Below are 21997 nucleotides of genomic sequence, written 5' to 3'. Positions count from 1 at the left end.
CGCGGTGACGAGCCCGACGCACGAGGCGTTCGGACCCAAACTCGATAAGTGTAGTCGATCTCTCCGGAGCGCTACAGCTTGGTGACCTGGTCGAAGCTGAGCTCGACCGGGGTCTCGCGCTCGAAGAGCGAGACGAGGACCGTGAGCTTGCCGCTCTCGGGCTTGATCTCGGAGATCGAACCAGGCAGACCCGCGAACGAGCCCTCCTTGATGGTGATCGTCTCGCCGACCTCGAAGTCGACCTCGGCGGCGGGCTGGGCCTGCGTCTGGCCACCGGACTTGCCGCCCTTCGTGGGGGCTGCCTCGGCGACCTGGACGAGGGACTTCAGCATGCCGAACGCCTCGTCGAAGCGGAGCGGCGTGGGGTTGTGCGCGTTGCCGACGAAGCCGGTGACACCCGGGGTGTGCCGGACGACGGACCACGAGTCCTCGTTGAGGTCGAGGCGGACGAGCACGTAGCCGGGGATCCGGACGCGCGTCACGAGCTTGCGCTGACCGTTCTTGATCTCGACGACGTCCTCCATCGGGACCTCGACCTGGTAGATGTAGTCCTCCATCGACATCGAGACCATGCGGTTCTCGATGTTCGACTTCACGCGGCGCTCGAAGCCGGCGTAGGAGTGGATGACGTACCACTTGCCCGGCTTCATCCGCAGCTCGGCCTTGAAGGCCTCGTACGGGTCCACCTCGGCCTCTTCGGCCTCGGCGTCGTCCTCGAGCGCGTCCGCTGCCTCGTCGGCGGCGATCGTGGCGTTCGCCTCGGCGGCGGTCTCGTCTTCGAGCTCGGACTCTTCTTCGTCCTCGACGGCCTCGACGGCGGCCTCGGCCTCGTCGGCGGTGTCGATCTCGAGGGCGTCGTCGACGACGGCGTCGGCTTCGGCGTCACGGGACTCGGCGAGGGCGGTCAGCGTCTCGTCGATGCCGTCGACGTCACCGTCGTCCGGCTCGGCGCTCAGGCCGAGGGACTCGTCGTCCTCGTCCTCGATCTCGATCGCACGCTCTTCAGCGGACTCGGCCGAACGGAGCTCGCCCGTCTCGACGTCGCCTTCCTGGTTCTCTTCCACCTCGGAGGACTGCTCTGCAGCGGTCGCGAGGTCGATGTCGTCGCGGGAGTTGTCAGACACTGTCGGTTCTTTCCGTTCGGTGGTGCGGATCGGGTTGGCGTTCGGCCCTGGTGACTGTACGTGCACGGTCCGTCGGCGGGATCTTCGATCTGCGCCGGAGGTGAACCGGGCGGCCTGCCAGTGGTGGTCGGGTGGCTGACCCGATCAGGCGGTCGGGCCGTTGCCGAAGACGTAGCCGACGCCGAGGCCGAACACGAAGTCGAGCACCGACACGAGGATCATCATCACGACGACGAACACCAGGACGACGCCGGTGTAGCTGAAGAGCTCCTTGCGGGTCGGCGTCACGACCTTGCGCAGTTCGCCGATCACCTGGCGGATGAACAGGGCGATGGCAGCGAAGGGACCGCGGCGCCCGGCCCGGTCCTGCTTCGCCTTGGCGACGACGTCATCCGCCGTCGTCTCCATGTCTTTGCTCGCCAACTTCTACCCTTCCAGAGTTGCAGGGCGGACAGGACTCGAACCTGCAACCTGCGGTTTTGGAGACCGCTGCTCTACCAATTGAGCCACCGCCCTTCGGAAGGAGAGACCTTCCGTGTGGCACGGTTCCGCTACCAGCGGGCCGTGACCACCGCAGACGAGTGTACGGGAGTGCGTCACACGGTGTCCACTTGAGGGGTGCTCCGGCGTGCCGCGCCGATAGGCTTGGCCCGTGAGCACCGCAGCCGAAGGCCCCGAGTCCACCACCGCCCAGCGTCCCCGGATCGCGTCCCGCATCGCCGCGATCGCGGAGTCCGCGACGCTCAAGGTCGATGCCAAGGCGAAAGCACTGAAGGCCGCCGGACGCCCGGTGATCTCCTTCGCCGCCGGTGAGCCGGACTTCGCGACGCCCGGGCATGTCGTGGAAGCCGCGGTCGCCGCCGCCCAGGACCCGAAGAACCACCGCTACACGCCGGCGACGGGCCTCCCCGAGCTGAAGCAGGCCGTCGCGGAGAAGACCGCCCGCGAGTCCGGCATCACCGTCGACCCGTCGCAGGTCATCATCACGAACGGCGGGAAGCAGGCCGTCTACCAGGCGTTCCAGACGATCGTCGACGCCGGCGACGAGGTCATCCTCCCCGCCCCCTACTGGACCACCTACCCCGAGGCGATCCGCCTGGCCGGCGGCGAGCCCGTCGAGGTCTTCGCCGGCAGCGACCAGGACTACCTCGTCACGGTCGAGCAGCTCGAGGCAGCGCGCACCCCGAAGACCAAGGCGCTGCTGTTCTGCTCCCCCTCGAACCCGACCGGCGCCGTGTACTCCGCCGAACAGACCCGCGCCATCGGCGAGTGGGCGCTCGAGCACGGCATCTGGGTGATCAGCGACGAGATCTACCAGGACCTGGTCTACGACGGCATCGCGTTCACCGGCATCCTCGACGCCGTCCCCGCGCTGGCCGACACCACGATCCTGGTGAACGGCGTCGCGAAGACCTACGCGATGACCGGCTGGCGGGTCGGGTGGTTCATCGGCCCGGCCGACGCCGTCAAGGCAGCGTCGAACCTGCAGTCGCACCTGTCGTCGAACGTCTCCAACGTGTCGCAGCGCGCCGCCATCGCCGCGCTCACCGGTCCGCAGGAGCCCGTCACCGCCATGCGCGAGGCCTTCGACCGCCGTCGCAAGGCCATCGTCGCCGGGCTCAACGCGATCCCGGGCTTCGTGACGCCGACGCCGGAGGGCGCCTTCTACGTCTACCCCGACGTCACCGCGCTCCTCGGCCGCGAGTGGGCCGGTTCCACCCCCACCACGACGCTCGAGCTCGCCGACCTGATCCTGGAGCACGCCGAGGTCGCGGTCGTCCCCGGCGAGGCCTTCGGCCCCTCCGGCTACCTCCGCCTGTCGTACGCCCTCGGCGACGACGACATCGCCGAGGGCGTCGCCAGGCTGGCCCGGTTCTTCGCGTAGGGGCGCGTGCGCCGCGGCCGGGAGGCCCGGTGCGGGTCAGGCGAGCAGGTCGCCGACCAGGACGGGTTCCGGCACGAGCGTCACGCCGAACCGGTTGAGGACGCTCACCTGGACGAACCGGGCGAGCTCCGCGACCTCGGCCGCGGTCGCGCCGCCCCGGTTCGTCAGGGCGAGCGTGTGCTTCGACGAGATCCCCGCGTGGGAGCCGGCGAGCGCGTACCCGCGGTGCACCCCGGCGTGTTCGATGAGCCAGGCGGCGCTGAGCTTGACGTCCGCGCCCGCGGGCCAGCGTGGTGCGTCGGCGGGAAGGGACTCCGCGAAGGCCGCTGACACGATCGGGTTCGTGAAGAAGGAGCCGGCGCTCCGGGTGTCGGCGTCACCGGGGTCCAGGACCATGCCCTTCGCGGCACGGAGGGCCAGCACCGTCGCGCGGATGTCCGCTGGGGCCACACGGGCACCGAGCTCGACCCCGAGCGACCCGGCGAGCTGGGCGTAGCGCACCGGGACTCCCCCGTCGGTGTCGGTGCCCAGCGCGAACTCCACGGTGAGGACGACCCCGCGACGCCCGTGCTTCAGCGTCGAGGTGCGGTAGCCGAGCGCCAGCTCGGATGCCGGGACCCACGCGCGCTCCCCCGACGCCGCATCGAGGAACTCGACCCGGGTGAGCACGTCGGAGAGCTCGACCCCGTAGGCGCCGATGTTCTGCACGGGGGACGCACCGATGGTGCCCGGGATGCCGCTCAGGGCCTCCAGGCCGGTCCAACCGTGTGCGACGGTCGAGGCGACGAACGCGTCCCAGGGTTCGCCCGCGGCGACCCGGACGGTGACGCCGTCGGCGGTGGCCTCGTGCTCGACGCCGCGCGTCCGGACCAGGACCACCGTGCCGGCGAAGCCGGCGTCCGCGACCAGGAGGTTGCTGCCGCCGCCGACGACGAGCCAGTCGTCGTCGGACCAGGCGTCCTGGACGTGCGCGACGAGCTCGTCCGTGGTGTCGGCCACGAGCAGGCGCGCGGCCGCCCCGCCGACCCCGAGCGTCGTGAGGTCCGCGAGCGCAGTCGGTGCCACGGTCAGCGGAACGCCACCGTGACCTGCGCCTTGCCGAGCACGGTCTGCCCGGCGGCGGTCACGGTGAGGTCGATGCGCTGCGGACGGCCCTGGTCGTCGACGGTGCCGACCTTGGCCACGACGCCCACGGTCGCGCCCTGTTCCGGGTCGACCACGACGGGACGGGTGAAGCGGACGCCGTACGAGGTCACCCAGCCGCGGTCGCCGAGCCACTCGGAGACCGGCTGGACCGCGATGCCCATCGTCAGCATGCCGTGTGCCAGCACACCGGGCAGGCCGACGGAGGCGGCGACGTCGTCGCGGTAGTGGATCGGGTTGAAGTCACCCGAGGCACCGGCGTACCGGACGAGCGAGTCACGGGTGATGTGCACGTCGCGCTCGGCGACGACCGTGCCGACCTCGGTCACGGGGGCGGTCTGGGCGGTCATGCGTCATCTCCTCGGACGACGAGCGTGGACGTGGCGGTGACGACGTGCTCGCCCTGCGCGTCCACGACGGCGGACTCGGCGGTGACCATCGCGTTGCCGCCGAGGGTCTTGACGCTCGTGACCGTCAGGGTCGCCGTGAGCTCGTCGCCCGCGACGATCGGACGGTCGTAGGTGAACTTCTGCTCGCCGTGCACCACGCGGGAGAAGTCGATGCCGGCGTCCGGCTCGGCCAGGAGCTGTGCGAGCGTGGCCTCCTGCACGACGACCGCGAAGGTCGCCGGTGCGACGACGTCGTCGTAGCCGGCGGCACGGGCGGCGTCGGCCTCGTGGTGGATGGGGTTCGTCGCGAACGTGGCGCGGGCGAACTCGCGCACCTTCTCACGACCGACCAGGTACGGCGGGGCCGGCGGGAACGTCCTGCCGACGAGCTCGGGGTTCACTGACACGACGGGCAGTCTACCGACGCCAGATCGACCCTTGCGGTTCATGAGTATGCATCGGCTATGCTGTTCTCCCAGCGCCGGGGGGCGCACGCCTTCGAGGGGGATGCAGTGGACAGCACGATCGAGTTCGCGGTGCACACCGGCGATCGCTGCACGGCCATGGAGCTTGCCGGGGCCGCGCTCCGCTCCGCCGGGCACCGGGTGGACGCGACGCCGGGGACGATCGTCGCGGAGTCCGGGAACCGCCTGCTGACCGCGCTGCTCGGGGCGCTCGTGCACCCGTCGCGGGAGTACCGCCGGTACGAGCTCGTCGTGTCCACGTTCGGCGGTCGTTCCACGGTGACGATGCGGCACGCGGCGCACGGTGCTGCGGTCGCGGGCGGGTCGATCGGCGCCACGCGGCGTCGTGCGCGGTGGCAGCACGTCACCGGGGTCGTCGAGGGGGCGCTCCGCGCCGCCGGCGTGCTCGTCGCTCCGCCGCGGTAGCGCGGGCGGGCGCCGGGGGCGCGCGGCGGACCCGCACCGGGCGTCCCGGTGTCGCGTGGCGGACCCGCACCGAGCCTCCCGCCGGTTCGGGGCGGCGACGCACAACGGAAACCGGCCCGAACCACGGAAGGACGTGGTTCGGATCGTCATCGGTCGTGCTCCGCCGAAAGGCACCAGCTGGGGCCGCGCAGTGCGCACGCCCAGGAACGACACGAGCACGGAACGACGAAAGCCCGGCGCGGACGCCGGGCTTGCGGTAGCGAGGGCGGGACTTGAACCCGCGACCCCACGATTATGAGTCGTGTGCTCTAACCAACTGAGCTACCCCGCCACAGATCCGGCGATGAGTTCTCGCCGGGTCGGAGCCCCGAGTCAGGATTGAACTGACGACCCCTTCCTTACCATGGAAGTGCTCTACCACTGAGCTATCGGGGCGTGTACCGCGAGCGGCACCACACGAGGATAGCAGAACCCGGACGGTGGTCTGGAACCGACCGCGACGCCCGGGCGTGCCGTCCCGCGAGGCTAGTTCGCGTTGGCCTTGAGCCACGCCAGCGGGTCCACCGGGACGCCGTCGACGTGGACCTCGAGGTGCAGGTGCGGGCCCGTCGAGTTGCCCGTGGAGCCCACCAGGCCGAGCTCGTCCCCGACCTCGACGTGTTGGCCCTCGACGACCTTGAAGGAGTTGTCCTCCATGTGGCCGTACACGCTGGTGAACTGCTTGCCGTCGACGTCGTGCTCGACCCAGACGTCGTTGCCGAAGCCACCGTCGTCCGCCTGCACCTTGGTGACGGTGCCGGCTGCGATGACACGGATCGGGGTGCCCTCGCCCGGGGCGAAGTCGACGCCCTGGTGGTTCGTCGAGCAGAACGAGCAGCCCTCGACCTGACGGCCGCCGAACCCGGAGGTGATCGGCACCCCCGTCAGGAACGGCCACTGGATCGTGCCGGTCGGGTCGTTCGTGAAGGACGACGAGTCGACGTTCTTGTACTGCGTGGCGTCGGAGACCGTGTATGCGTCGCGGTTCGTCTCGGCCTCGGCGGCATCGCCGACACGCAGCGACTGGGTCTCCCCCGCGACCGTCGTGCCCTGGTTCGAGGTCGATCCGGGCTCGGGCGTGTAGAGGGCCTGGGCGGGCAGCGAGGTCGAGACGACCAGGCCCGCGACGAACAGGAGTGCGCCGAGCGCCGTGACGCGGGAGGCGTTCCGGCGGAACGCGGAACCGCGCGCCGGGGCGGTGGCGGCCGGGCGGCTCGTGGCGCGTCCGGCGCCGAGGTGCCGGGTGGCCCGGTCGACACGCGCCGCCTCGGGCCGGACACCCCGCGGGGTGGACCGGGCAGCGGCGGGACGGACGGGTGCGGCGACCGGGCGCGCGGCTTCCGGACGGACAGCGGGGCGTGCGGCGGCCGGTGCCGCGTCCGGCGAGCTGGGCGCCGGCGGGGTCTCGGAAGCGAGCGTCGACGCCGGCAGGACCGGGGACGCCGGTGCCGGCGGGGTCACGGGCATCGCCGCCTGGTCCGCGACGACCTGGTCACCGACCGGCGGTGTCGGGACCGGGGTGCCGCCGAGCTGATCGACCCGCTGCACGTCCTGCTTCGCTGCCGCGCGTTCCGCCTCGATCCGTGCCCGTCGGGTCAGATGGACGGCCGGGGCCGGGGCATCGGTGCCGGAGCGGTCGGTCAACAGGGGCGACGTGGAAGCGTGGGGCATGCGTTTCGGTGGGGATCCTGATCGGTGCAGACATGCTCGTGTGTAACGAGCAGATAACGGGACCCGAGCGACGGTACCAGGGGTCGTAGCGTGACGCCAGTCGTGGTCATGACCACACAGGCGCCCCAGAGCGGGGGGGGGGGTCAGCCGCCGAGCGCTTCGGTCTCCGCCGCACGGACCAGCGCCTCGAGCTGGTCCGCGATCGCCGGCGACGCGAAGAGGAACGACCGCGTCCCACCGGCGTCCCACGTCCGGACGACCGCACCGGCCGCGGCGGCGACGATCGACCCGGCGGCCATGTCCCACGGGTTGATCCCGCGCTCGTAGTAGGCGTCGACGACCCCGGCCCCGACGGCGCAGCAGTCGAGCGCCGCCGATCCCCCGCGGCGGATGTCCCGCACCTCGCCGAGGAGCCCGGACAGGACGGCGACCTGCTCCCGACGGCGGTCGGCCGTGTAGCCGAAGCCGGTGGCCACGAGGGTCTCCGCCAGCGACGCGGGCTGTGCGACGGTCACCGGTGCACCGTTCAGCAGCGCCGGTCCCCCGGCGACGGCGCGGTACACGTCACCGGTGGCCGGTGCGACGACCACGCCGGCCACGGGCTCCCACACCGCCGGGTCCGGTTCGCCGCGCACGACGCCGATGCTGACCGCGTACTGCGGGCTGCCGTAGAGGTAGTTGACGGTGCCGTCGATCGGGTCGACCACCCACGTGATGCCGGAGGTGCCGGTGCTCGCTCCGGTCTCCTCGCCGAAGAAGCCGTCCTCCGGGCGCGCCTCGGCGAGCCGGGTCCGGACGAGCGCCTCGACCTCCTGGTCCGCGGCGGTGACCACGTCGACGATGCTCGACTTCCGCTCGGCCACCTCGACGCCCTCGGCGCGGCGGCGTGCGGCCAGCGTCGCGGCCTCGGTCGCGATGGCTTCGGCGAGGTCGGCGAGTTCGGTCGGGGTCGGCGCAGCAGTCATGCCCCGATCTTCCCAGGATGGCCCGGCGCCTCGCACGGGACCAATGAGAAGGGGCCCGTACGAAACGGGGCCCTGCTCGAGTTCCGAGCCACTCCCAGAGAGTTCTGGCAGCGACCCACCAAAAAAAGCAGGGCCCCGTACGAAACGGGGCCCTGCTGTATCTCGTCACCATGCGCAGAGAGTTCTTCAGCACATGGACACGTGGCGAGTGAGGGATTCGAACCCCCGAAGGCTACGCCGGCTGATTTACAGTCAGATCCCTTTGGCCGCTTGGGTAACTCGCCATGTGCGCACCCAGCCCGTGTAGTCACCAACCGGAGGCGCCAGAACAGCATACCGGATGGTCGAACGTGCTCGTGACCAACCGACATCGGCGCTGCCGGATAGGCTGTCGGGCATGGCAGACAGCTCCTTTGACGTGGTCAGCAAGGTCGACAAGATGGAGGCGGACAACGCCCTCAACCAGGCCGCCAAGGAGATCGAGCAGCGCTACGACTTCAAGGGTGTCGGCGCGTCGATCGCCTTCAGCGGTGACGACGTCCTGATCAAGGCGAACACCTCCGAGCGCGCCACCGCGGTCCTCGACGTGTTCGAGTCCAAGGCGATCAAGCGCGGCATCAGCCTCAAGAGCCTCGACGCCGGCGAGCCGTACGCCTCCGGCAAGGAGTTCCGCATCGAGGTGAAGTTCAAGAACGGCATCGAGCAGGACGTCGCGAAGAAGATCGGCGCGTTCCTCCGGGCGAACGCCGCGAAGAGCGTGAAGAGCCAGATCCAGGGCGACGAGCTCCGGGTCTCCTCGAAGAGCCGCGACGACCTGCAGAACACCATCCAGCTGCTCAAGGGCGAAGAGTTCGACGTCCCGCTCCAGTTCATCAACTTCCGCTGACCCGCGCAGCACCGACGACTCGACATCCCCGTGGAGCACTGGCTCACCGTCACCCTGTCCGTCCTGCTCGTCCTGCTCGACCTGGCGATCCGCGCCTTCTCGATCATCTACGTGCCGATCAACCGGAAGCCGCAGACGGCGACGGGCTGGTTGCTCGCGATCTTCCTGATCCCGTACATCGGGTTCATCGTCTTCCTGGTGATCGGGTCGACGAAGCTGCCGAAGGCCCGGCGTGAGAAGCAGACCGAGATCAACGCGTACATCCTCGAGCAGACCGAGGGCATCGAGCGTGTCCGGCGGGACCACCCCCGCCCGCCGTGGTTCGAGAGCATCACGGAGCTGAACCGCAGGCTCGGTGCGATGCCCCTCGTCGGTGGCAACTCCGCGGAGCTCTACCCGGACTACGACGAGTCCATCGCCGAGATGACCCGCGCGATCGACGACTCCCGCCGCTTCGTGCACGTCGAGTTCTACATCGCCACGATGGACGCGACGACGCAGGACTTCTTCGACGCGCTCGCGCGTGCGCAGGCCCGCGGCGTGACGGTCCGGTTCCTCATGGACCACTGGGCGAGCCGTGGCTACCCCGGGTACAAGGACACCCTGGCGTTCCTCGACCGCGCCGGGATCGAGTGGCACCTGATGCTCCCCCTGCAGCCGCTGCAGGGGAAGTTCCAGCGCCCCGACCTGCGCAACCACCGGAAGATCATGGTGATCGACGGTTCGGTGGCGTTCACCGGGTCGCAGAACCTGATCGACAAGTCGTACGACCTCAAGGCGCACATCGAGAAGGGTCTGGCGTACAAGGACCTCTTCGCGCGCTTCGAGGGTCCGGTCGTCGCCGGGATCAACGCGCTCTTCGTGACGGACTGGTACAGCGAGACCGACGAGCTGCTGCTCCGCGAGAGCGACCCCGTCCAGCGTGCGGACCGCGGCGACGCCCTGGATTGCCAGGTGGTCCCGTCCGGCCCCGGCTTCGACGGCGAGAACAACCTGCGTCTGTTCAACGCGCTGCTCTACTCGGCGCAGAAGAAGGTGTCGATCACGTCGCCGTACTTCGTGCCGGACGACTCGATGCTGTACGCGATCACCACGACGGCGCAGCGCGGGGTCGAGGTCGAGCTCTTCGTCGGCGAGATCGGCGACCACGCGATGACGTGGCACGCCCAGCGCTCCTACTACGAGGGACTGCTCCGCGCCGGCGTGAAGATCTGGCTGTACAAGGCGCCGACGATCCTGCACGCCAAGCACTTCACGATCGACGACGACGTCGCGGTCATCGGCTCGAGCAACATGGACATGCGCTCGTTCAGCCTGAACCTCGAGATCTCGGTGATGGTCCGCGGCGAGCGGTTCGTGAACGCGCTCCGCGGCGTGCAGAGCTCGTACCGCCAGGAGAGCACGCTGCTCGACCTCGAGGCGTGGCTCGCCCGGACGCGTCGGTCGCAGGTGCTCGACAACGTCGCGCGGCTCACCGCCGCCCTGCAGTAGCCCCGGCCCGCAGTGTGCGGCGCCCCGTACACGGTGCGAGTCCGCAGGGCTCCCACGGTGTACGGAAGCTCGCACGCTGCGGTCAGCGCGTGAGCGTCGTCAGGCGGGTCACGAGCCGCTCGGCCGGACCCCGGCCGAGGAAGCGGCGCCACAGCATCGCGAAGAGGACCGTGCCGATCGCGAACCACCACCACGTCCTCGCGGAGTCGGGCAGCGGCGGCAGGACCGCGAGCACCACGAGGTGCAGCGAGTAGATCGTCAGCGGCATCGACCCGACCGCGGCCAGCGGGAAGGCGATCCGCTCCACCAGGCGTCCGCGACCGTCGAAGACCAGCGAGCACAGCCCGATCACCGCGACGGCGATCCCGGCGGTGCCGACGACGTCGACGATCGAGGACGAGTGGTCCCGCGGCGACAGGAACACCTGCGCGAGGGCCTGCTCGGTCGATGAACCGAGGGGCACGAACGGCACGCCGGGGAACGCACTCGCGGCGTCCGGCGGGACCGGTGCCGCGAGCACCCCGAGCACGTACGCGGCGGTGGCGACCAGCGCGCCGGACGCGAGCAGCGCGACCTGGGTGATCCGAGCCTCCAGACCGGACCTGGCGACCGCGAGACCGACCAGGACGTACGACAGGAACGTGACCACGGGGTAGACCAGGCCGAGCTGCGCCTCGAACACCCCGCCACCCGCGTAGAGCGGGACGATCGCGAGCGCGACCGGGGCCGACAGCAGCGCGCAGAGCCCGGCCGCGACGAGCAGCGCACGCCGACGCCACCGCAGCACCGGGACCACCAGGAGGAAGAGCGCGCCGTAGGTCGGCAGGATCACGTAGACGTCCGTGCCGAGCGCCATCAGCAGGATGCCGATGACGACGACGACCACGGCGCGGAGCGCCAGGCGCACCCGGATCCGGGTGATCTCGGGCGGACCGGGCGGCGACGTCCGGCCGCTCACGAGGCCGACGGACACGCCCGCGAGCACGGCGAACAGCGTCGAGGAACGACCGTTGACGACGGCGTCCCACGCCGTCGGATCGGACCAGTCGAGCTGGTCGGCGGCGCCACCGACGTGGGCGACCATCATCCCGAGCAGGGCGATCGCCCGCGCGACGTCGACCCCGGTCAGACGCGCGCCCCGCACCTCGGTGGCGAGGGCGGGGCGCACGGTGGTCACGGGATCAGACCTGCTCGGTGGTGCGTCCGAGCGACGCGTCGATCATCTCGTCCCGCGGGACGACCTTGATGCGGGCGCGGCCGTGCGGCTCGCCGAGTGCGACCTCGTGCGCGTCGAGGCGGTGCCAGCCCTCGAGGTCGGTGTACTCGACGCCGCGCGCGGCCAGGAGCGCCGGGATCGCCTCGTCGGAGGGGTCCTCCGGGGTCCACCAGCTCGCCTGGTCGTTGACGATGTGCTGCACCGTCTCCATGGCGTCGGACTTGGTGTGCCCGATGAGGCCGACGGGACCGCGCTTGATCCAGCCGGTGGCGTAGATGCCCGGGATCTGACGGTTGTCGTCGTCGAGGACCTTGCCCTCGTGGTTCGGGATGACGCCGTGTCGCTCGTCGAACGGGACGCCCGGGAGCGCCGAGCCGAAGTACCCGACGGCGCGGTACGCGGCCTGGATCGGGATCTCGCGGATCTCGCCGGTGCCCTCGACACCGCCCTGGCCGTTCGGGCGCGTGCGCTCGTACCGGATGGCGGTGAGCTTGCCGTCCTCGCCGACGAACTCGAGCGGCTTCGCGTAGAAGTGCAGGTGCAGGCGGCGGCTGGCCTGCCCGACCTCGCGGGTGCGCCACTGCTCGAGCACGCGGTTGATCACCATGACCTGCTTGTTGGTCTGGATCGCGGTGCGCGAGGCCTCGTCGTGGTCGAAGTCCTCGTCGTAGACGACCATGTCGACGTCGCGGACCTCGCCGAGCTCACGGAGTTCGAGCGGGGTGAACTTCACCTGCGCCGGGCCGCGGCGGCCGAAGACGTGCACGTCGGTGACCGGGGACGCCTTGAGGCCCTGGTACACGTTGTCCGGCACCTCGGTCGGGAGCAGGTCGTCGGCGTGCTTCGCGAGGATCCGCGAGACGTCCAGCGCGACGTTGCCGTTGCCGATGACCGCGACGCTCTCCGCGGTGAGCGGCCAGGTGCGCGGGACGTCGGGGTGGCCGTCGAACCAGCTCACGAAGTCCGCGGCGCCGTACGAACCCTCGAGCTCGACACCCGGGATGTCGAGGTCCGCGTCCTTGATCGCACCGGTGGAGAAGACGACCGCGTTGTAGTGCTTCTTGAGGTCGTCGAGGGTGATGTCCTTGCCGAACTCGACGTTCCCGAAGATCCGGATGTCCCCGCGGTCGAGCACGTCGCGGAGGGCGTTGATGATGCCCTTGATGCGCGGGTGGTCCGGTGCGACGCCGTAGCGGACCAGGCCGTAGGGGGCCGGGAGCTGCTCGAAGAGGTCGATCGACACGTCGTACGCGTGCGCTTCCCGCAGGAGGATGTCCGCGGCGTAGATGCCGGCGGGGCCGGCGCCGACGATGGCGAGGCGGAGGGTGGGCACTGATCGTCTCCAGTTCGTTCGGGTGGGGTGCTCCCGGTGGCTGTGCTGGTCTGTCGGGTGCGGCGTCAGCGGCTGCGGTCGACGACGGACTCCGCGAACCGGGTGAGTGCCCGCTTCACGACGCCGTCCGGCAGCGGTGCGAGCGCGACCACGGCCTCCGTCGCCCACTGCGCGGCGAGCGCCCGGGTGGCTGCGGTGGCCTCGTGCTCGCGGAGCGCGGCGACGGCGGACAGGTACGTGTCCGTGGTCACGGCTTCGTCCGGGGCGCCGGTGACGTCCCGCTCGATGCGCGCCACGAGTTCCGCCGCGCCGGGCTCGGTCGCCGCGCGGCGACGGAGCTGGAGCAGCGGGAGGGTGTCGACCCCGGCGCGGAGGTCGTTGCCGGCGATCTTGCCCGTCTTGTCCTTGGCCGGAGCCAGGTCGATGACGTCGTCGACGAGCTGGAAGGCGACGCCGACCTTCTCACCGAAGGTGCCGACGGCCTCGAGGTAGGCGCGGTCGGCACCGGAGAACAGGACACCGGCGCGCGCCGCGGTGGCGATGAGCGACCCGGTCTTGTCGCTGAGCACCTGGATGTAGTGCTCGACGGGGTCGTCGTCCGGCTGCGGTCCGGTGGTCTCGTGGAGCTGGCCCATGCAGAGGCGCTGGAAGGTCTCGGCCTGCATCCGGATGCCCTCTGGTCCGAGGTCCGCGGTGATCAGGCTGGCACGGGCGAAGAGCAGGTCTCCGGTGAGGATCGCGACGTTGTTGCCGTACGTCACGTGCGCCGCCGGGACCCCGCGCCGCACGGGTGCCTCGTCCATGACGTCGTCGTGGTAGAGCGAGGCGAGGTGGGTCGTCTCGACGCTCACCGCTGCCTTCACGACGTGGTCGGTGACGCCGTTGCCGAGCTGCGCGATGAGCAGTGTCAGCGTCGGTCGGATGCGCTTGCCGCCAGCGGAGAGCAGGTACCGGCTGGTCGTGTCGGCCAGGGTGTCTGCCGAGCGCATCGCGTCGTCGAGTCCCTGTTCGACGAGCTCGAGCCCGTCGTCCACGGCGGTGATGAACCGACGCTCCGCAGGGCTGGCGAACAACCGCTCGCCGATGCCGAGCGACGCTCGGAGACTCGGTGCGCGACGTGCGACCGGGACGCTCGGGTTCAAGTGCTGCTCCGTGGTTCGGGGGTCCGTGTGCGGATGGAGGTGCAGGTCAGCCGTCGGTCGGCTCGACGCGCGGCTGCTCGCCGGTGGCCTGGTGCTCGCGCCGGGCCTTCGCACGACGCGCCACGGACTCGCGGACCGTGCCCGCGACCGGCTTGCGGCCGCGGTGGAGTGCGACGATGCCGGCGGTCAGGTTGCGGTAGGCGACCATCGTGAAGCCGACACCGCGGAGCCACTGGCTGAGCACCTGCTGCTCCGGCCAGGCCTCGATCGACTCGGCGAGGTAGCGGTACGCAGCCGGGTTGCTGCTCGACAGCCGCGCGATGCCCGGCAGGACGCGCTTGAGGTACGTGCCGTAGCCGAACCGGAGTGCGGCGAGCGGCGGGGTGGAGAACTCGCAGATGACGACACGGCCACCGGGCTTCAGGACACGGAGCATCTCGCCGAGGGCCTGCATCGGGTCGTTCACGTTGCGGAGGCCGAACGAGATCGTGACGGCGTCGAAGGTGTCGTCCTCGAACGGCAGGTGCTCGGCGTCGCCCTCGACGAAGGTGATCTCGGGGTGGCGCTCTCGGCCGACGGCGATCATGCCCGCGGAGAGGTCGAGCGCGCTCACCTCGGCGCCCTTCTTGGCCAGCGCCGCTGCGCTCGTGCCGGTGCCCGCCGCGATGTCGAGCACGCGCTCGCCGGGCTGGGGGTCGACGGCGCGCACGGTGGCGACGCGCCACAGCGGGGCGTTGCCGGCGGAGAGGATGTCGTTGGTGAGGTCGTACTTCTCCGCGACGTCGTCGAACATGGCCGCCACCTCGTCCGGCCGCTTGTGCATGTCCGCTCTACTCACCCGACCAATCCTAGAGGTCCGTCCCGTGCGTTGCCGGTACACCCGGCGAGCCCGCGTACGATCGGTCCGTGACCCGTACCGCCACGGCGGCTCCGCCGCTCACGGTCTCGACCCGGATCCTCGACGACCCGGGCGCCGTGCTCCGACACACCCTCCCCGACCAGCCGCTCGCCTTCGTGCGCAACGGCGACGGCATCGTCGGGATCGGCGAGGCGCTGCGCTTCGAGTTCTCCGGCCCGTCCCGGATGCGCGACGCCGCCGCGGTCTGGCGCGACATCGTCGCGCGTGCGCTGGTCGACGACCCCGTGCAGCTCCGCGGCTCCGGGCTCGTGGCCTTCGGCACCTTCGCGTTCGCCGACGACTCCGCCGCGACGAGCGTCCTCATCGTGCCCCGCGTGGTCGTCGGGCGCCGCCGGGGCAAGGCGTGGCTGACCGCGATCGACACGACACCGGACCCCGCTCCCCTCGCCTTCACCCGCACGTCGGTGCCGGTGCCGCACGTCGGCCCGCACCTGTCCGTGGCCCTCGCACCCGGCCGGATCGACGAGGACGCCTACGCGGCCTCCGTCGCCGAGGCCGTGCGGCGCATCTCCGCCGGTTACGCCCGCAAGGTCGTGCTCGCTCGTGACCTGGTCGGCAGCCTGCCCACGGGTGCGGATCGACGTGCGCTGCTCCTCGACCTCGCCGCGACGTACCCGCAGTGCGTGACGTTCGCGGTCGACGGGCTCGTCGGGGCGACCCCGGAGACCCTCGCCCGCACCGACGGCACGCGGCTCACCGCGCGGGTGCTCGCCGGCAGCGCGGCCCGCGGGAGCGACGCCGTCTCGGACCGGGCCGCCGCCGAGGCCCTGGCGTCGAGCGCGAAGGACGTCGAAGAGCACACGTTCGCGATCGCCTCACTGGTCGACGCGCTCCGACCGCTCGCCGCCGACCTCCGCGTCGACCCCGAGCCGTTCCGGCTCCAGCTGCCGAACCTCTGGCACCTCGCGAGCGACGTGCAGGCCACCCTGCCGGTCGGCACGACGTCGCTCGACGTCGCCGACGCCCTGCACCCGACGGCCGCGGTCGCCGGGACCCCGACGGACGTCGCCGTGCGGCTCGTCGCGGAGCTCGAGGGCATCGACCGCGGGCGCTACGCCGGGCCGGTCGGCTGGCTCGGCGCGTCCGGGGACGGCGAGTGGATGCTCGCGCTCCGCAGTGCCCAGATCGACGACGACGGCACCATCACGGCGTGGGCCGGCGCGGGCATCGTGGGCGGGTCCGACCCGGCCCGCGAGGTCGCCGAGACCGCGTTGAAGTTCCGCCCGATCCGGGACGCCCTGGCCTGAGGCGACGGCCCCGACGAGGGGGGCGGCGCTCAGTCGGCCAGCGGCACCTCGATGACGACCCGTTCGGCGGGGTCGGTGAGCACGCGTTCGAGGTCGCCCCACGTCGCGGCCCGGCGGTACTCCCACCCGAGGCCGGTGACGACGCGCTCGACGTCGACGTGCTGCGGCGTGGTCATCATCCGGCGCATGTCCTCGGGCGGTGTGGTCTCCGCCACCTCGAGCCCGCGGAAGATCGCGCCGCCCGCGTCGTTGCCGACGACCACCTGCACCCGCTGGGTCCGTTCCTCGGTCCCCGTGACCAGGGCGCCGACGTCGTGCAGCAGGGTCAGGTCGCCGAGCAGCACCCGCGTGGTCCCGCCGGCTGCCTGGGTCGACTCGAGTGCGGCCGCGATGCCGAGTGCCGTCGAGATCGTGCCGTCGATCCCGGCGAGCCCGCGGTTGGCGTGCACCCGGATCTTCTTGCCGGCGACGCGGCCGTCCGCGACGCGGATGATCTGCGACGCCCCGAGCACCAGGCGGTCGTGCGGCCAGGTCACGCCCCACACCGCGTCGGCGAGCATGGCGCGGTCGACGGGACGGCGGCGCAACGCCACCTCGTCCTTGAGGAACCGGTTCCGCTCGGCGCGGTCCTCGGACCGCTTCGCGTCGAGGTCCGGCCCGGCGTCGCCGTCGCCGAGGGCGGCGCGGCTGGCAGCGACCCAGCGTCCCACCCACGCACGGTGTTCCGGACGGGTCCGGCCCGTCACGCGGACGTCGGACACGAGCGTGGTCGCCGCGTCCGGGTGGGAGGCCCGGCTCGGCTCGTACGCGTCGGCCCCCGCCCCACGGACGGTCACCACCGTGACGTCGTCACGCTGCAGGAGCGCCGGGACCTCGCGGCTGAGCGTCGGGTGCCCGAGCACGACGGCCCGCCGCACCCGTCCGCCGAAGTCCGGGTCGCGGAGCAGTTCGCGGTAGCTGACGGCGAGGTTGCGCCCGTAGCGCGCGCCGCTCGACACCTCGGCGAGCAGCGGTGCGCCGAGCTCCCACGCGATCCGCTCGGCGTCCTCCCCGGCGTCGTGGCCGGCGATCACGACGGTCGCCGGCTCGTCGTCCGGCGTCAGCTCCGCGACGGGCAGGCCGGTGTGCACGCGTCGGGTGGCGAACGCCGTGTCGACCTGGTCGTCCGGGACGCCGGCGACGTCGTGCAGCGTGGCCGACAGGGGTTCGCGGAACGCCACGTTCACCTGGGCCGGGCCGGGCTGGCCGGTGTGCCCGGACGCGGCCGCGACGGTCTCGCGGGCGATGCCCCGGACGACGTCCCGCGTGCCGTCGTCGACGCCGTGCGCCGTCGGCGCCTCGACCTCTCGGACGAACGACACCGCGTCGGCGAAGATGCCCGGCTGCACGGTGGTCTGGTTGCTGCCGATCCCCCGGAGCTCAGCAGGACGGTCCGCGGACACGACGATCATCGGCACGCCGGAGTGGTGTGCCTCGAGCACGGCCGGGTGCAGGTTCGCGACCGCGGTGCCGGACGTCGTGACGACGAGCGCGGGCCGCCCGGTCTCGATCGCGAGGCCGAGTGCGAAGAACCCGGCCGTCCGCTCGTCGAGGCGGACGTGCACGGTGATGCCGCCCGCGCGCTCGAGAGCGACGGCTGCGAGGGCCAGCGCCTGGGACCGGGACCCCGGGCTGACGACGACCTCGGTCACGCCGGCGCGGGCGAACTCCTGCAGGAGCGCGAGCGCGAAGTCCGACGCCGGGCTGCCCGACGCGGGGTGACCGTCGCCGTCAGCGATCGGTGCGGCCGTCGTCGTCCGTGTCGTGGAACTGTTCTTCGAGGTTTCGGAGGGTCGCGTCGTCCTGGTCCTTGTCCGTGCGGGGCCGCTCGGGAGTCTGCTCGCCGAGGAAGTCCGGGTCGTCTTCGGGACCACGGTACCGGGCAACGCGCTCCGGAGCGGCGGGCGCTCGGCCGAGGACGAACCACAGCAGGCTGCCGACGACGGGCAGGATCACGATGAGCAGGAGCCAGAGACCACGACGGAGCGACCGGATGCGCTGCTTCGGCATCGTCGCGCAGTCGATGAGCGCGTACACCGTGAACGCCACGGCGGCGACGACGACGACGAGCCACAAGCGGATCATGCCGTGCAGTGTAGGTCGCCAGGCTGTGACCGACCTCACGGTCGGGCGTCCGTAGACTTGCCGCGTGAAAGCGTGGCTCGTCTACACCCTCGCCCGTCTCGGCATCTTCGCGGCGGCGCTCGTCGTCCTGTTCGTGATCGGGCTGCCCTGGTACTGGGCCACGATCGGCGCGGCGCTGATCGGGCTGCTCGTGTCCTACATCGCGCTGCCCCGGTTGCGCGGCGAGGTCACCACGAACCTCGCGAACCGGCGGGGCCGCCCGGAGCGCGACGCCGACTCGGACTTCGAGGACGACTTCGTCGACGCCGAGGACACCGACGCCCCGACGGTGCGCCCGGTCTCGGACGCCGACCGGCACGCGGAGCGCCGGGACCACCCCACCACCGACTGACGCCGGCCGCCGGGAGCGCGCGGATCTACGGCTGCACGGCCAGCGTGACGCCGAGCACGAGTCCGAAGACGAGCGACGCGAACGAGGACAGCTGGAGCGCGGTGATGAGCTCGCGCGGCTTCCGGGACGACACCCCGATCGCGAGCGCCGGCAGCGCCAGCAGCAGCGAGAAGTACGTGAAGCCGGTCCGGAAGTACAGCAGCACGAACCAGAGCAGCGCGACGTACGGCAGCATCAGGAAGAGCCCGTAGAGCACGCGGGCGACCGGTCGGCCGACCACGACCGCCAGGGTCCGCTTGCCGGCGAGACGGTCCTCGTCGATGTCGCGGATGTTGTTCACCATCAGGACCGCGCAGGCGAAGAAGCCGGCCGCGATCGCCGCCGCCCAGCCGCTGTGCGTGATCTCGCGGATCTGCACGTACTGGGTGCCGAGGACCGCGACGAGCCCGAAGAACACGAAGACGAAGACCTCGCCGAGCGCGTTGTACCCGTAGGGCTTCTTGCCGCCGGTGTAGAACCACGCGGCGACGATCGCGGCGGCACCGACGAGGAGCAGCCACCACAGCTGTGTGAGCACCACGATGACGATGCCGGCGACGGCGGCGAGGCCGAAGAACGTCAGTGCGACGGTCAGCACGGTCCGGGGCTTCGCGAGCCCGGCGCCGGTGAGCCGAGCGGGTCCGACGCGGAACTCGTCCGTGCCGCGGACACCGTCGGAGTAGTCGTTGCTGTAGTTCACGCCGATCTGCAGGAACAGGGCCACCGCGAGGGCGAGCAGGGCGATCGCCAGGTGCCCGTCCGTGCCGATGTAGTCGCCGAAGTCACCGGTCGTGCCGCTGTCCACGAACGCCACGGCGGTCCCGAGGACGACCGGGACGACGCCGAGCGTGAGCGTGCGGAGTCGTGCGCCGCCGATCCAGTCGCTGGCGGTCGCCCGTCGCTTCGTGCGTGCCGGGGCCGCTGCCTTCGCCGGGTTGCCGGAGCGGCCCTGCTTCTGGGTCTCGTTCTTCGATCGTGCCACGACCGTCAATCCTATTCGGGCCGCGGCACGTCGACGCCCCGCGCCGCTATGAAGCCGCTGACGGATCGGCGAGGGTGCGGATCGCACGGCGGTCCGGCTTGCCCGATGCGAGCATCGGCACCGCGTCCAGCACGATCACGTCGGCCGGTCGCGCGGCCCGCCCGAGTGCCGCGCCGACGTGGTCACGGACGCGTTCGAGGTCGAGCGGGACGGACGTGACGACGACGGGCACCTCGCCCCACTCCCCCGACGCCCGGCGGGTCACCACGGCGGACTCCTGTCCGGGCAGCTCGCGGACCAGGCGCTCGACCAGCCCGAGCGGGACCTTCTCGCCGCCGGAGATGACCACGTCGTCGAGACGGCCGAGCACCCGCACGGCGCCGTCCTCGATCGTCGCGGCGTCCCCGGTGCGGTACCACCGGTGGCCGTCCCGCTCCACGAACGTCGCCGCGGTGCGGTCGTCGTCCCCGAGGTACCCCTCGGCGAGCATCGGCCCGCGGAGCCAGAGCTCGCCGTCGACGAGGTCGGTGCCGACCGTGCCGAACGGGACGCCGTCGTAGACGCAACCGCCGCTCGTCTCGCTCGCGCCGTAGGTCGTGACGACGTGCACGCCCGCGTCGACGGCCCGCTGCCGGAGCGTGAGCGGGGTCGCCTGGCCACCGACGAGCACCGCGTCGAACCCGGCGAGGGCTGCCGTCGCACGCTCGTCGTCGAGCACTCGGGCGAGCTGCACGGGGACGAGGGACGTGTACCGGCGCGGGGCGGCCGGCCCGGTGACGAGCCGGTCGGCGGCGTCCGCGAACGCACCCGCGTCGAAGTGGCCAGGTGCGACGATCGACGGGGTCGTCCCCGCCGCGATCGAGCGCGTCAGCACGTTCAGACCGGCGATGTAGTGCGTCGGCAGCGCCAGGACCCACCCGCCTGGCCCGCCGAGCGCGGCGTCCGCGGCAGCGGCGCCGGCGAGCAGCGCCTCCGAGGACAGTGCCACACGCTTCCCGGTGCCGGTGGACCCACTCGTCTCGACCACCAGGGCGACCCGCTGCGGGACGTCGGCCGGAGCCCGCGTCGGCAGCGCCGGTGCACCCTCGGCGACGGGGAGCAGTGCCGGGCCGCCGGCGAGGGCAGCCTCCAGGCCGTGGAGCACCGCCGACGGGTCCGACGTGCCCAGCGCGACCAGCGGGCGGACCATCAGTAGTGCCAGGGGAAGGACGTCCACTCGGGCTTGCGCTTCTCGAGGAAGGAGTCGCGACCTTCGACGGCTTCGTCGGTGCCGTAGGCCAGCCGCGTGGCCTCGCCCGCGAAGACCTGCTGGCCGACCATGCCGTCGTCCACCGCGTTGAACGCGTACTTGAGCATCCGGATCGCCGTCGGGGACTTGCCGAGGATGGTCTCGCCCATCCGGATGGCCTCGCGCTCGAGGTCCTGGTGCGGGACGACCCGGTTGACTGCGCCCATCTCGTACGCGCGCTGCGCGGAGTACTCCTCGGCGAGGAAGAAGACCTCGCGCGCGAGCTTCTGCCCGATCTGCTTGGCGTAGTAGGCGCTGCCGTACCCGCCGTCGAACGAGCCCACGTCGGCGTCGGTCTGCTTGAACCTGCCGTGTTCGGCGCTGGCGATCGTCAGGTCGCAGATGGCGTGCAGCGAGTGCCCGCCGCCCGCCGCCCACCCCGGGACCACCGCGATGACGACCTTCGGCATCATCCGGATGAGGCGCTGGACCTCGAGGATGTGCAGCCGCCCCATCGACGCCTGTGCCGCTGCGGGGTCGACACCCTCGGGCGGCGCCCCCTCGTCGCCCACGTACTGGTAGCCGCTGCGGCCGCGGATGCGCTGGTCACCGCCGGAGCAGAACGCCCAGCCGCCGTCCTTCGGGCTCGGGCCGTTGCCGGTGAGCAGGACGACACCGACGCGCGGGTCCTGGCGGGCGTCGTCGAGGGCGCGGTAGAGCTCGTCGACGGTGCGGGGGCGGAACGCGTTGCGGACCTCGGGGCGGTCGAACGCGATGCGGACGATCCCCTGCGACACGTGCTTGTGGTACGTGATGTCGGTGAAGGACGCCGCCGCGGGGGCGGTCGTCCAGACGTCGGGATCGAACAGGTCGGACACGGTGTCGGGCATGTC

At 71.6% G+C, this 21997-nt stretch carries 22 protein-coding genes and 4 tRNA genes; 6 read left to right on the top strand and 20 right to left on the bottom strand.

All coding sequences use genetic code 11. The annotated features are described in order from the left end of the window. Window positions 1-71 precede the first annotated feature (71 nt). The 3 genes from nusG to ACIPJY_RS08800 form a co-directional block, all read right to left on the bottom strand. A complete protein-coding gene (gene nusG / locus ACIPJY_RS08810; protein ID WP_400462097.1) occupies window positions 72-1124 on the bottom strand; it encodes a transcription termination/antitermination protein NusG in 1053 nt (350 codons plus the stop codon). A gap of 144 nt (window positions 1125-1268) precedes the next feature. Continuing rightward, window positions 1269-1532, bottom strand: coding sequence for a preprotein translocase subunit SecE (gene secE, locus ACIPJY_RS08805; protein WP_400462359.1), 264 nt, complete (start codon window positions 1530-1532; stop codon window positions 1269-1271). A gap of 35 nt (window positions 1533-1567) precedes the next feature. After that, window positions 1568-1640 (bottom strand) — tRNA-Trp (locus tag ACIPJY_RS08800). A 187-nt stretch (window positions 1641-1827) separates the two neighbouring features. Here ACIPJY_RS08800 and ACIPJY_RS08795 point away from each other — a divergent pair. Beyond that, window positions 1828-3009: a pyridoxal phosphate-dependent aminotransferase gene (locus tag ACIPJY_RS08795; protein ID WP_400462356.1), complete on the top strand. Its 1182-nt coding sequence runs from the start codon at window positions 1828-1830 to the stop codon at window positions 3007-3009. A 36-nt stretch (window positions 3010-3045) separates the two neighbouring features. Here the strand turns inward: ACIPJY_RS08795 and ACIPJY_RS08790 are convergent, their stop codons facing one another. The 3 genes from ACIPJY_RS08790 to ACIPJY_RS08780 are packed head-to-tail and all read right to left on the bottom strand — an operon-like array spanning window position 3046 to window position 4948. Next, window positions 3046-4080, bottom strand: a complete 1035-nt coding sequence (locus tag ACIPJY_RS08790) for a UDP-N-acetylmuramate dehydrogenase (protein WP_400462353.1) — start codon at window positions 4078-4080, stop codon at window positions 3046-3048. Continuing rightward, window positions 4077-4502 carry a MaoC/PaaZ C-terminal domain-containing protein gene (locus ACIPJY_RS08785; RefSeq protein ID WP_400462094.1) on the bottom strand — a complete coding sequence of 142 codons (426 nt, stop codon included), beginning with the start codon at window positions 4500-4502 and terminating at the stop codon, window positions 4077-4079. The genes ACIPJY_RS08790 and ACIPJY_RS08785 overlap by 4 nt, the downstream gene beginning before the upstream one ends. Continuing rightward, complete coding sequence (locus ACIPJY_RS08780; RefSeq protein WP_400462091.1) at window positions 4499-4948, bottom strand: MaoC family dehydratase N-terminal domain-containing protein; 450 nt, start codon at window positions 4946-4948, stop codon at window positions 4499-4501. The genes ACIPJY_RS08785 and ACIPJY_RS08780 overlap by 4 nt, the downstream gene beginning before the upstream one ends. A 105-nt stretch (window positions 4949-5053) precedes the next feature. On the opposite strand from ACIPJY_RS08780, the gene ACIPJY_RS08775 reads away from it, so the two are divergent. After that, entirely contained in the window at window positions 5054-5431 is a 378-nt protein-coding gene (locus ACIPJY_RS08775; RefSeq protein WP_400462088.1) for a hypothetical protein, read from the top strand. 257 nt (window positions 5432-5688) lie between these two features. On the opposite strand, the gene ACIPJY_RS08770 is transcribed toward ACIPJY_RS08775, so the two are convergent. From ACIPJY_RS08770 to ACIPJY_RS08750, 5 genes are all read right to left on the bottom strand, one after another. Continuing rightward, a tRNA-Met gene (locus ACIPJY_RS08770) sits at window positions 5689-5762 on the bottom strand. Between the two features lie 32 nt (window positions 5763-5794). Then, window positions 5795-5866: transfer RNA gene (locus ACIPJY_RS08765), tRNA-Thr, on the bottom strand. A 90-nt stretch (window positions 5867-5956) separates the two neighbouring features. Further along, window positions 5957-7141 carry a M23 family metallopeptidase gene (locus tag ACIPJY_RS08760; protein WP_400462085.1) on the bottom strand — a complete coding sequence of 395 codons (1185 nt, stop codon included), beginning with the start codon at window positions 7139-7141 and terminating at the stop codon, window positions 5957-5959. Window positions 7142-7284: 143 nt separating this feature from the next. Continuing rightward, entirely contained in the window at window positions 7285-8106 is an 822-nt protein-coding gene (locus tag ACIPJY_RS08755) for an inositol monophosphatase family protein (protein ID WP_400462083.1), read from the bottom strand. Window positions 8107-8308: 202 nt separating this feature from the next. Further along, window positions 8309-8390: transfer RNA gene (locus ACIPJY_RS08750), tRNA-Tyr, on the bottom strand. A 113-nt stretch (window positions 8391-8503) separates the two neighbouring features. On the opposite strand from ACIPJY_RS08750, the gene ACIPJY_RS08745 reads away from it, so the two are divergent. After that, on the top strand, window positions 8504-8992 hold the full coding sequence (locus ACIPJY_RS08745; protein ID WP_400462080.1) for a YajQ family cyclic di-GMP-binding protein: 489 nt from the start codon (window positions 8504-8506) through the stop codon (window positions 8990-8992). A 30-nt stretch (window positions 8993-9022) separates the two neighbouring features. Then, window positions 9023-10483, top strand: coding sequence for a cardiolipin synthase (gene cls, locus ACIPJY_RS08740; RefSeq protein ID WP_400462077.1), 1461 nt, complete (start codon window positions 9023-9025; stop codon window positions 10481-10483). An 82-nt stretch (window positions 10484-10565) separates the two neighbouring features. Here cls and ACIPJY_RS08735 read toward each other — a convergent pair whose 3' ends face one another. From ACIPJY_RS08735 to ACIPJY_RS08720, 4 genes are all read right to left on the bottom strand, one after another. Next, window positions 10566-11660 (bottom strand): heparan-alpha-glucosaminide N-acetyltransferase domain-containing protein, encoded by a 1095-nt coding sequence (locus ACIPJY_RS08735; protein ID WP_400462075.1) that lies wholly within the window; start codon window positions 11658-11660, stop codon window positions 10566-10568. Between the two features lie 4 nt (window positions 11661-11664). Further along, window positions 11665-13032: an FAD-dependent oxidoreductase gene (locus ACIPJY_RS08730; protein ID WP_400462072.1), complete on the bottom strand. Its 1368-nt coding sequence runs from the start codon at window positions 13030-13032 to the stop codon at window positions 11665-11667. A 65-nt stretch (window positions 13033-13097) separates the two neighbouring features. Further along, window positions 13098-14174 (bottom strand): polyprenyl synthetase family protein, encoded by a 1077-nt coding sequence (locus ACIPJY_RS08725; RefSeq protein WP_400462069.1) that lies wholly within the window; start codon window positions 14172-14174, stop codon window positions 13098-13100. Window positions 14175-14220: 46 nt separating this feature from the next. Next, a complete protein-coding gene (locus tag ACIPJY_RS08720; RefSeq protein WP_400462066.1) occupies window positions 14221-15012 on the bottom strand; it encodes a demethylmenaquinone methyltransferase in 792 nt (263 codons plus the stop codon). A 68-nt stretch (window positions 15013-15080) separates the two neighbouring features. Between ACIPJY_RS08720 and ACIPJY_RS08715 the strand changes: the two genes are divergently transcribed. Continuing rightward, window positions 15081-16340 (top strand): isochorismate synthase MenF, encoded by a 1260-nt coding sequence (locus ACIPJY_RS08715; RefSeq protein ID WP_400462063.1) that lies wholly within the window; start codon window positions 15081-15083, stop codon window positions 16338-16340. 29 nt (window positions 16341-16369) lie between these two features. Here the strand turns inward: ACIPJY_RS08715 and menD are convergent, their stop codons facing one another. Further along, the gene (gene menD, locus ACIPJY_RS08710) at window positions 16370-18055 is read right to left on the bottom strand and encodes a 2-succinyl-5-enolpyruvyl-6-hydroxy-3-cyclohexene-1-carboxylic-acid synthase (protein ID WP_400462350.1); all 1686 of its coding nucleotides are present in this window, start codon (window positions 18053-18055) and stop codon (window positions 16370-16372) included. Window positions 18056-18110: 55 nt separating this feature from the next. Further along, window positions 18111-18464: a PLD nuclease N-terminal domain-containing protein gene (locus tag ACIPJY_RS08705; protein ID WP_400462060.1), complete on the bottom strand. Its 354-nt coding sequence runs from the start codon at window positions 18462-18464 to the stop codon at window positions 18111-18113. Between the two features lie 64 nt (window positions 18465-18528). On the opposite strand from ACIPJY_RS08705, the gene ACIPJY_RS08700 reads away from it, so the two are divergent. After that, on the top strand, window positions 18529-18855 hold the full coding sequence (locus tag ACIPJY_RS08700; protein ID WP_400462057.1) for a DUF4229 domain-containing protein: 327 nt from the start codon (window positions 18529-18531) through the stop codon (window positions 18853-18855). A 25-nt stretch (window positions 18856-18880) separates the two neighbouring features. Here ACIPJY_RS08700 and ACIPJY_RS08695 read toward each other — a convergent pair whose 3' ends face one another. The 3 genes from ACIPJY_RS08695 to ACIPJY_RS08685 are packed head-to-tail and all read right to left on the bottom strand — an operon-like array spanning window position 18881 to window position 21994. Beyond that, window positions 18881-19876 carry a 1,4-dihydroxy-2-naphthoate polyprenyltransferase gene (locus ACIPJY_RS08695; protein WP_400462054.1) on the bottom strand — a complete coding sequence of 332 codons (996 nt, stop codon included), beginning with the start codon at window positions 19874-19876 and terminating at the stop codon, window positions 18881-18883. A gap of 46 nt (window positions 19877-19922) precedes the next feature. Further along, window positions 19923-21065, bottom strand: a complete 1143-nt coding sequence (locus ACIPJY_RS08690; protein ID WP_400462051.1) for an AMP-binding protein — start codon at window positions 21063-21065, stop codon at window positions 19923-19925. Further along, window positions 21065-21994, bottom strand: coding sequence for a 1,4-dihydroxy-2-naphthoyl-CoA synthase (locus ACIPJY_RS08685; protein ID WP_400462048.1), 930 nt, complete (start codon window positions 21992-21994; stop codon window positions 21065-21067). The genes ACIPJY_RS08690 and ACIPJY_RS08685 overlap by 1 nt, the downstream gene beginning before the upstream one ends. Window positions 21995-21997 lie beyond the last annotated feature (3 nt).

This window comes from Curtobacterium sp. NPDC090223 (assembly GCF_044746585.1).
Classification (GTDB): Bacteria; Actinomycetota; Actinomycetes; order Actinomycetales; family Microbacteriaceae; genus Curtobacterium.
This window is presented reverse-complemented; position numbering and strand designations above follow the sequence as displayed.

Coding starts and splice junctions, on each gene's coding strand:
- secE (WP_400462359.1), bottom strand. CDS start 1,532: ATGGAGACGACGGCGGATGACGTCGTCGCCAAGGCGAAGCAGGACCGG.
- ACIPJY_RS08785 (WP_400462094.1), bottom strand. CDS start 4,502: ATGACCGCCCAGACCGCCCCCGTGACCGAGGTCGGCACGGTCGTCGCC.
- ACIPJY_RS08760 (WP_400462085.1), bottom strand. CDS start 7,141: ATGCCCCACGCTTCCACGTCGCCCCTGTTGACCGACCGCTCCGGCACC.
- ACIPJY_RS08755 (WP_400462083.1), bottom strand. CDS start 8,106: ATGACTGCTGCGCCGACCCCGACCGAACTCGCCGACCTCGCCGAAGCC.
- ACIPJY_RS08745 (WP_400462080.1), top strand. CDS start 8,504: ATGGCAGACAGCTCCTTTGACGTGGTCAGCAAGGTCGACAAGATGGAG.
- ACIPJY_RS08705 (WP_400462060.1), bottom strand. CDS start 18,464: ATGATCCGCTTGTGGCTCGTCGTCGTCGTCGCCGCCGTGGCGTTCACG.
- ACIPJY_RS08690 (WP_400462051.1), bottom strand. CDS start 21,065: ATGGTCCGCCCGCTGGTCGCGCTGGGCACGTCGGACCCGTCGGCGGTG.
- ACIPJY_RS08685 (WP_400462048.1), bottom strand. CDS start 21,994: ATGCCCGACACCGTGTCCGACCTGTTCGATCCCGACGTCTGGACGACC.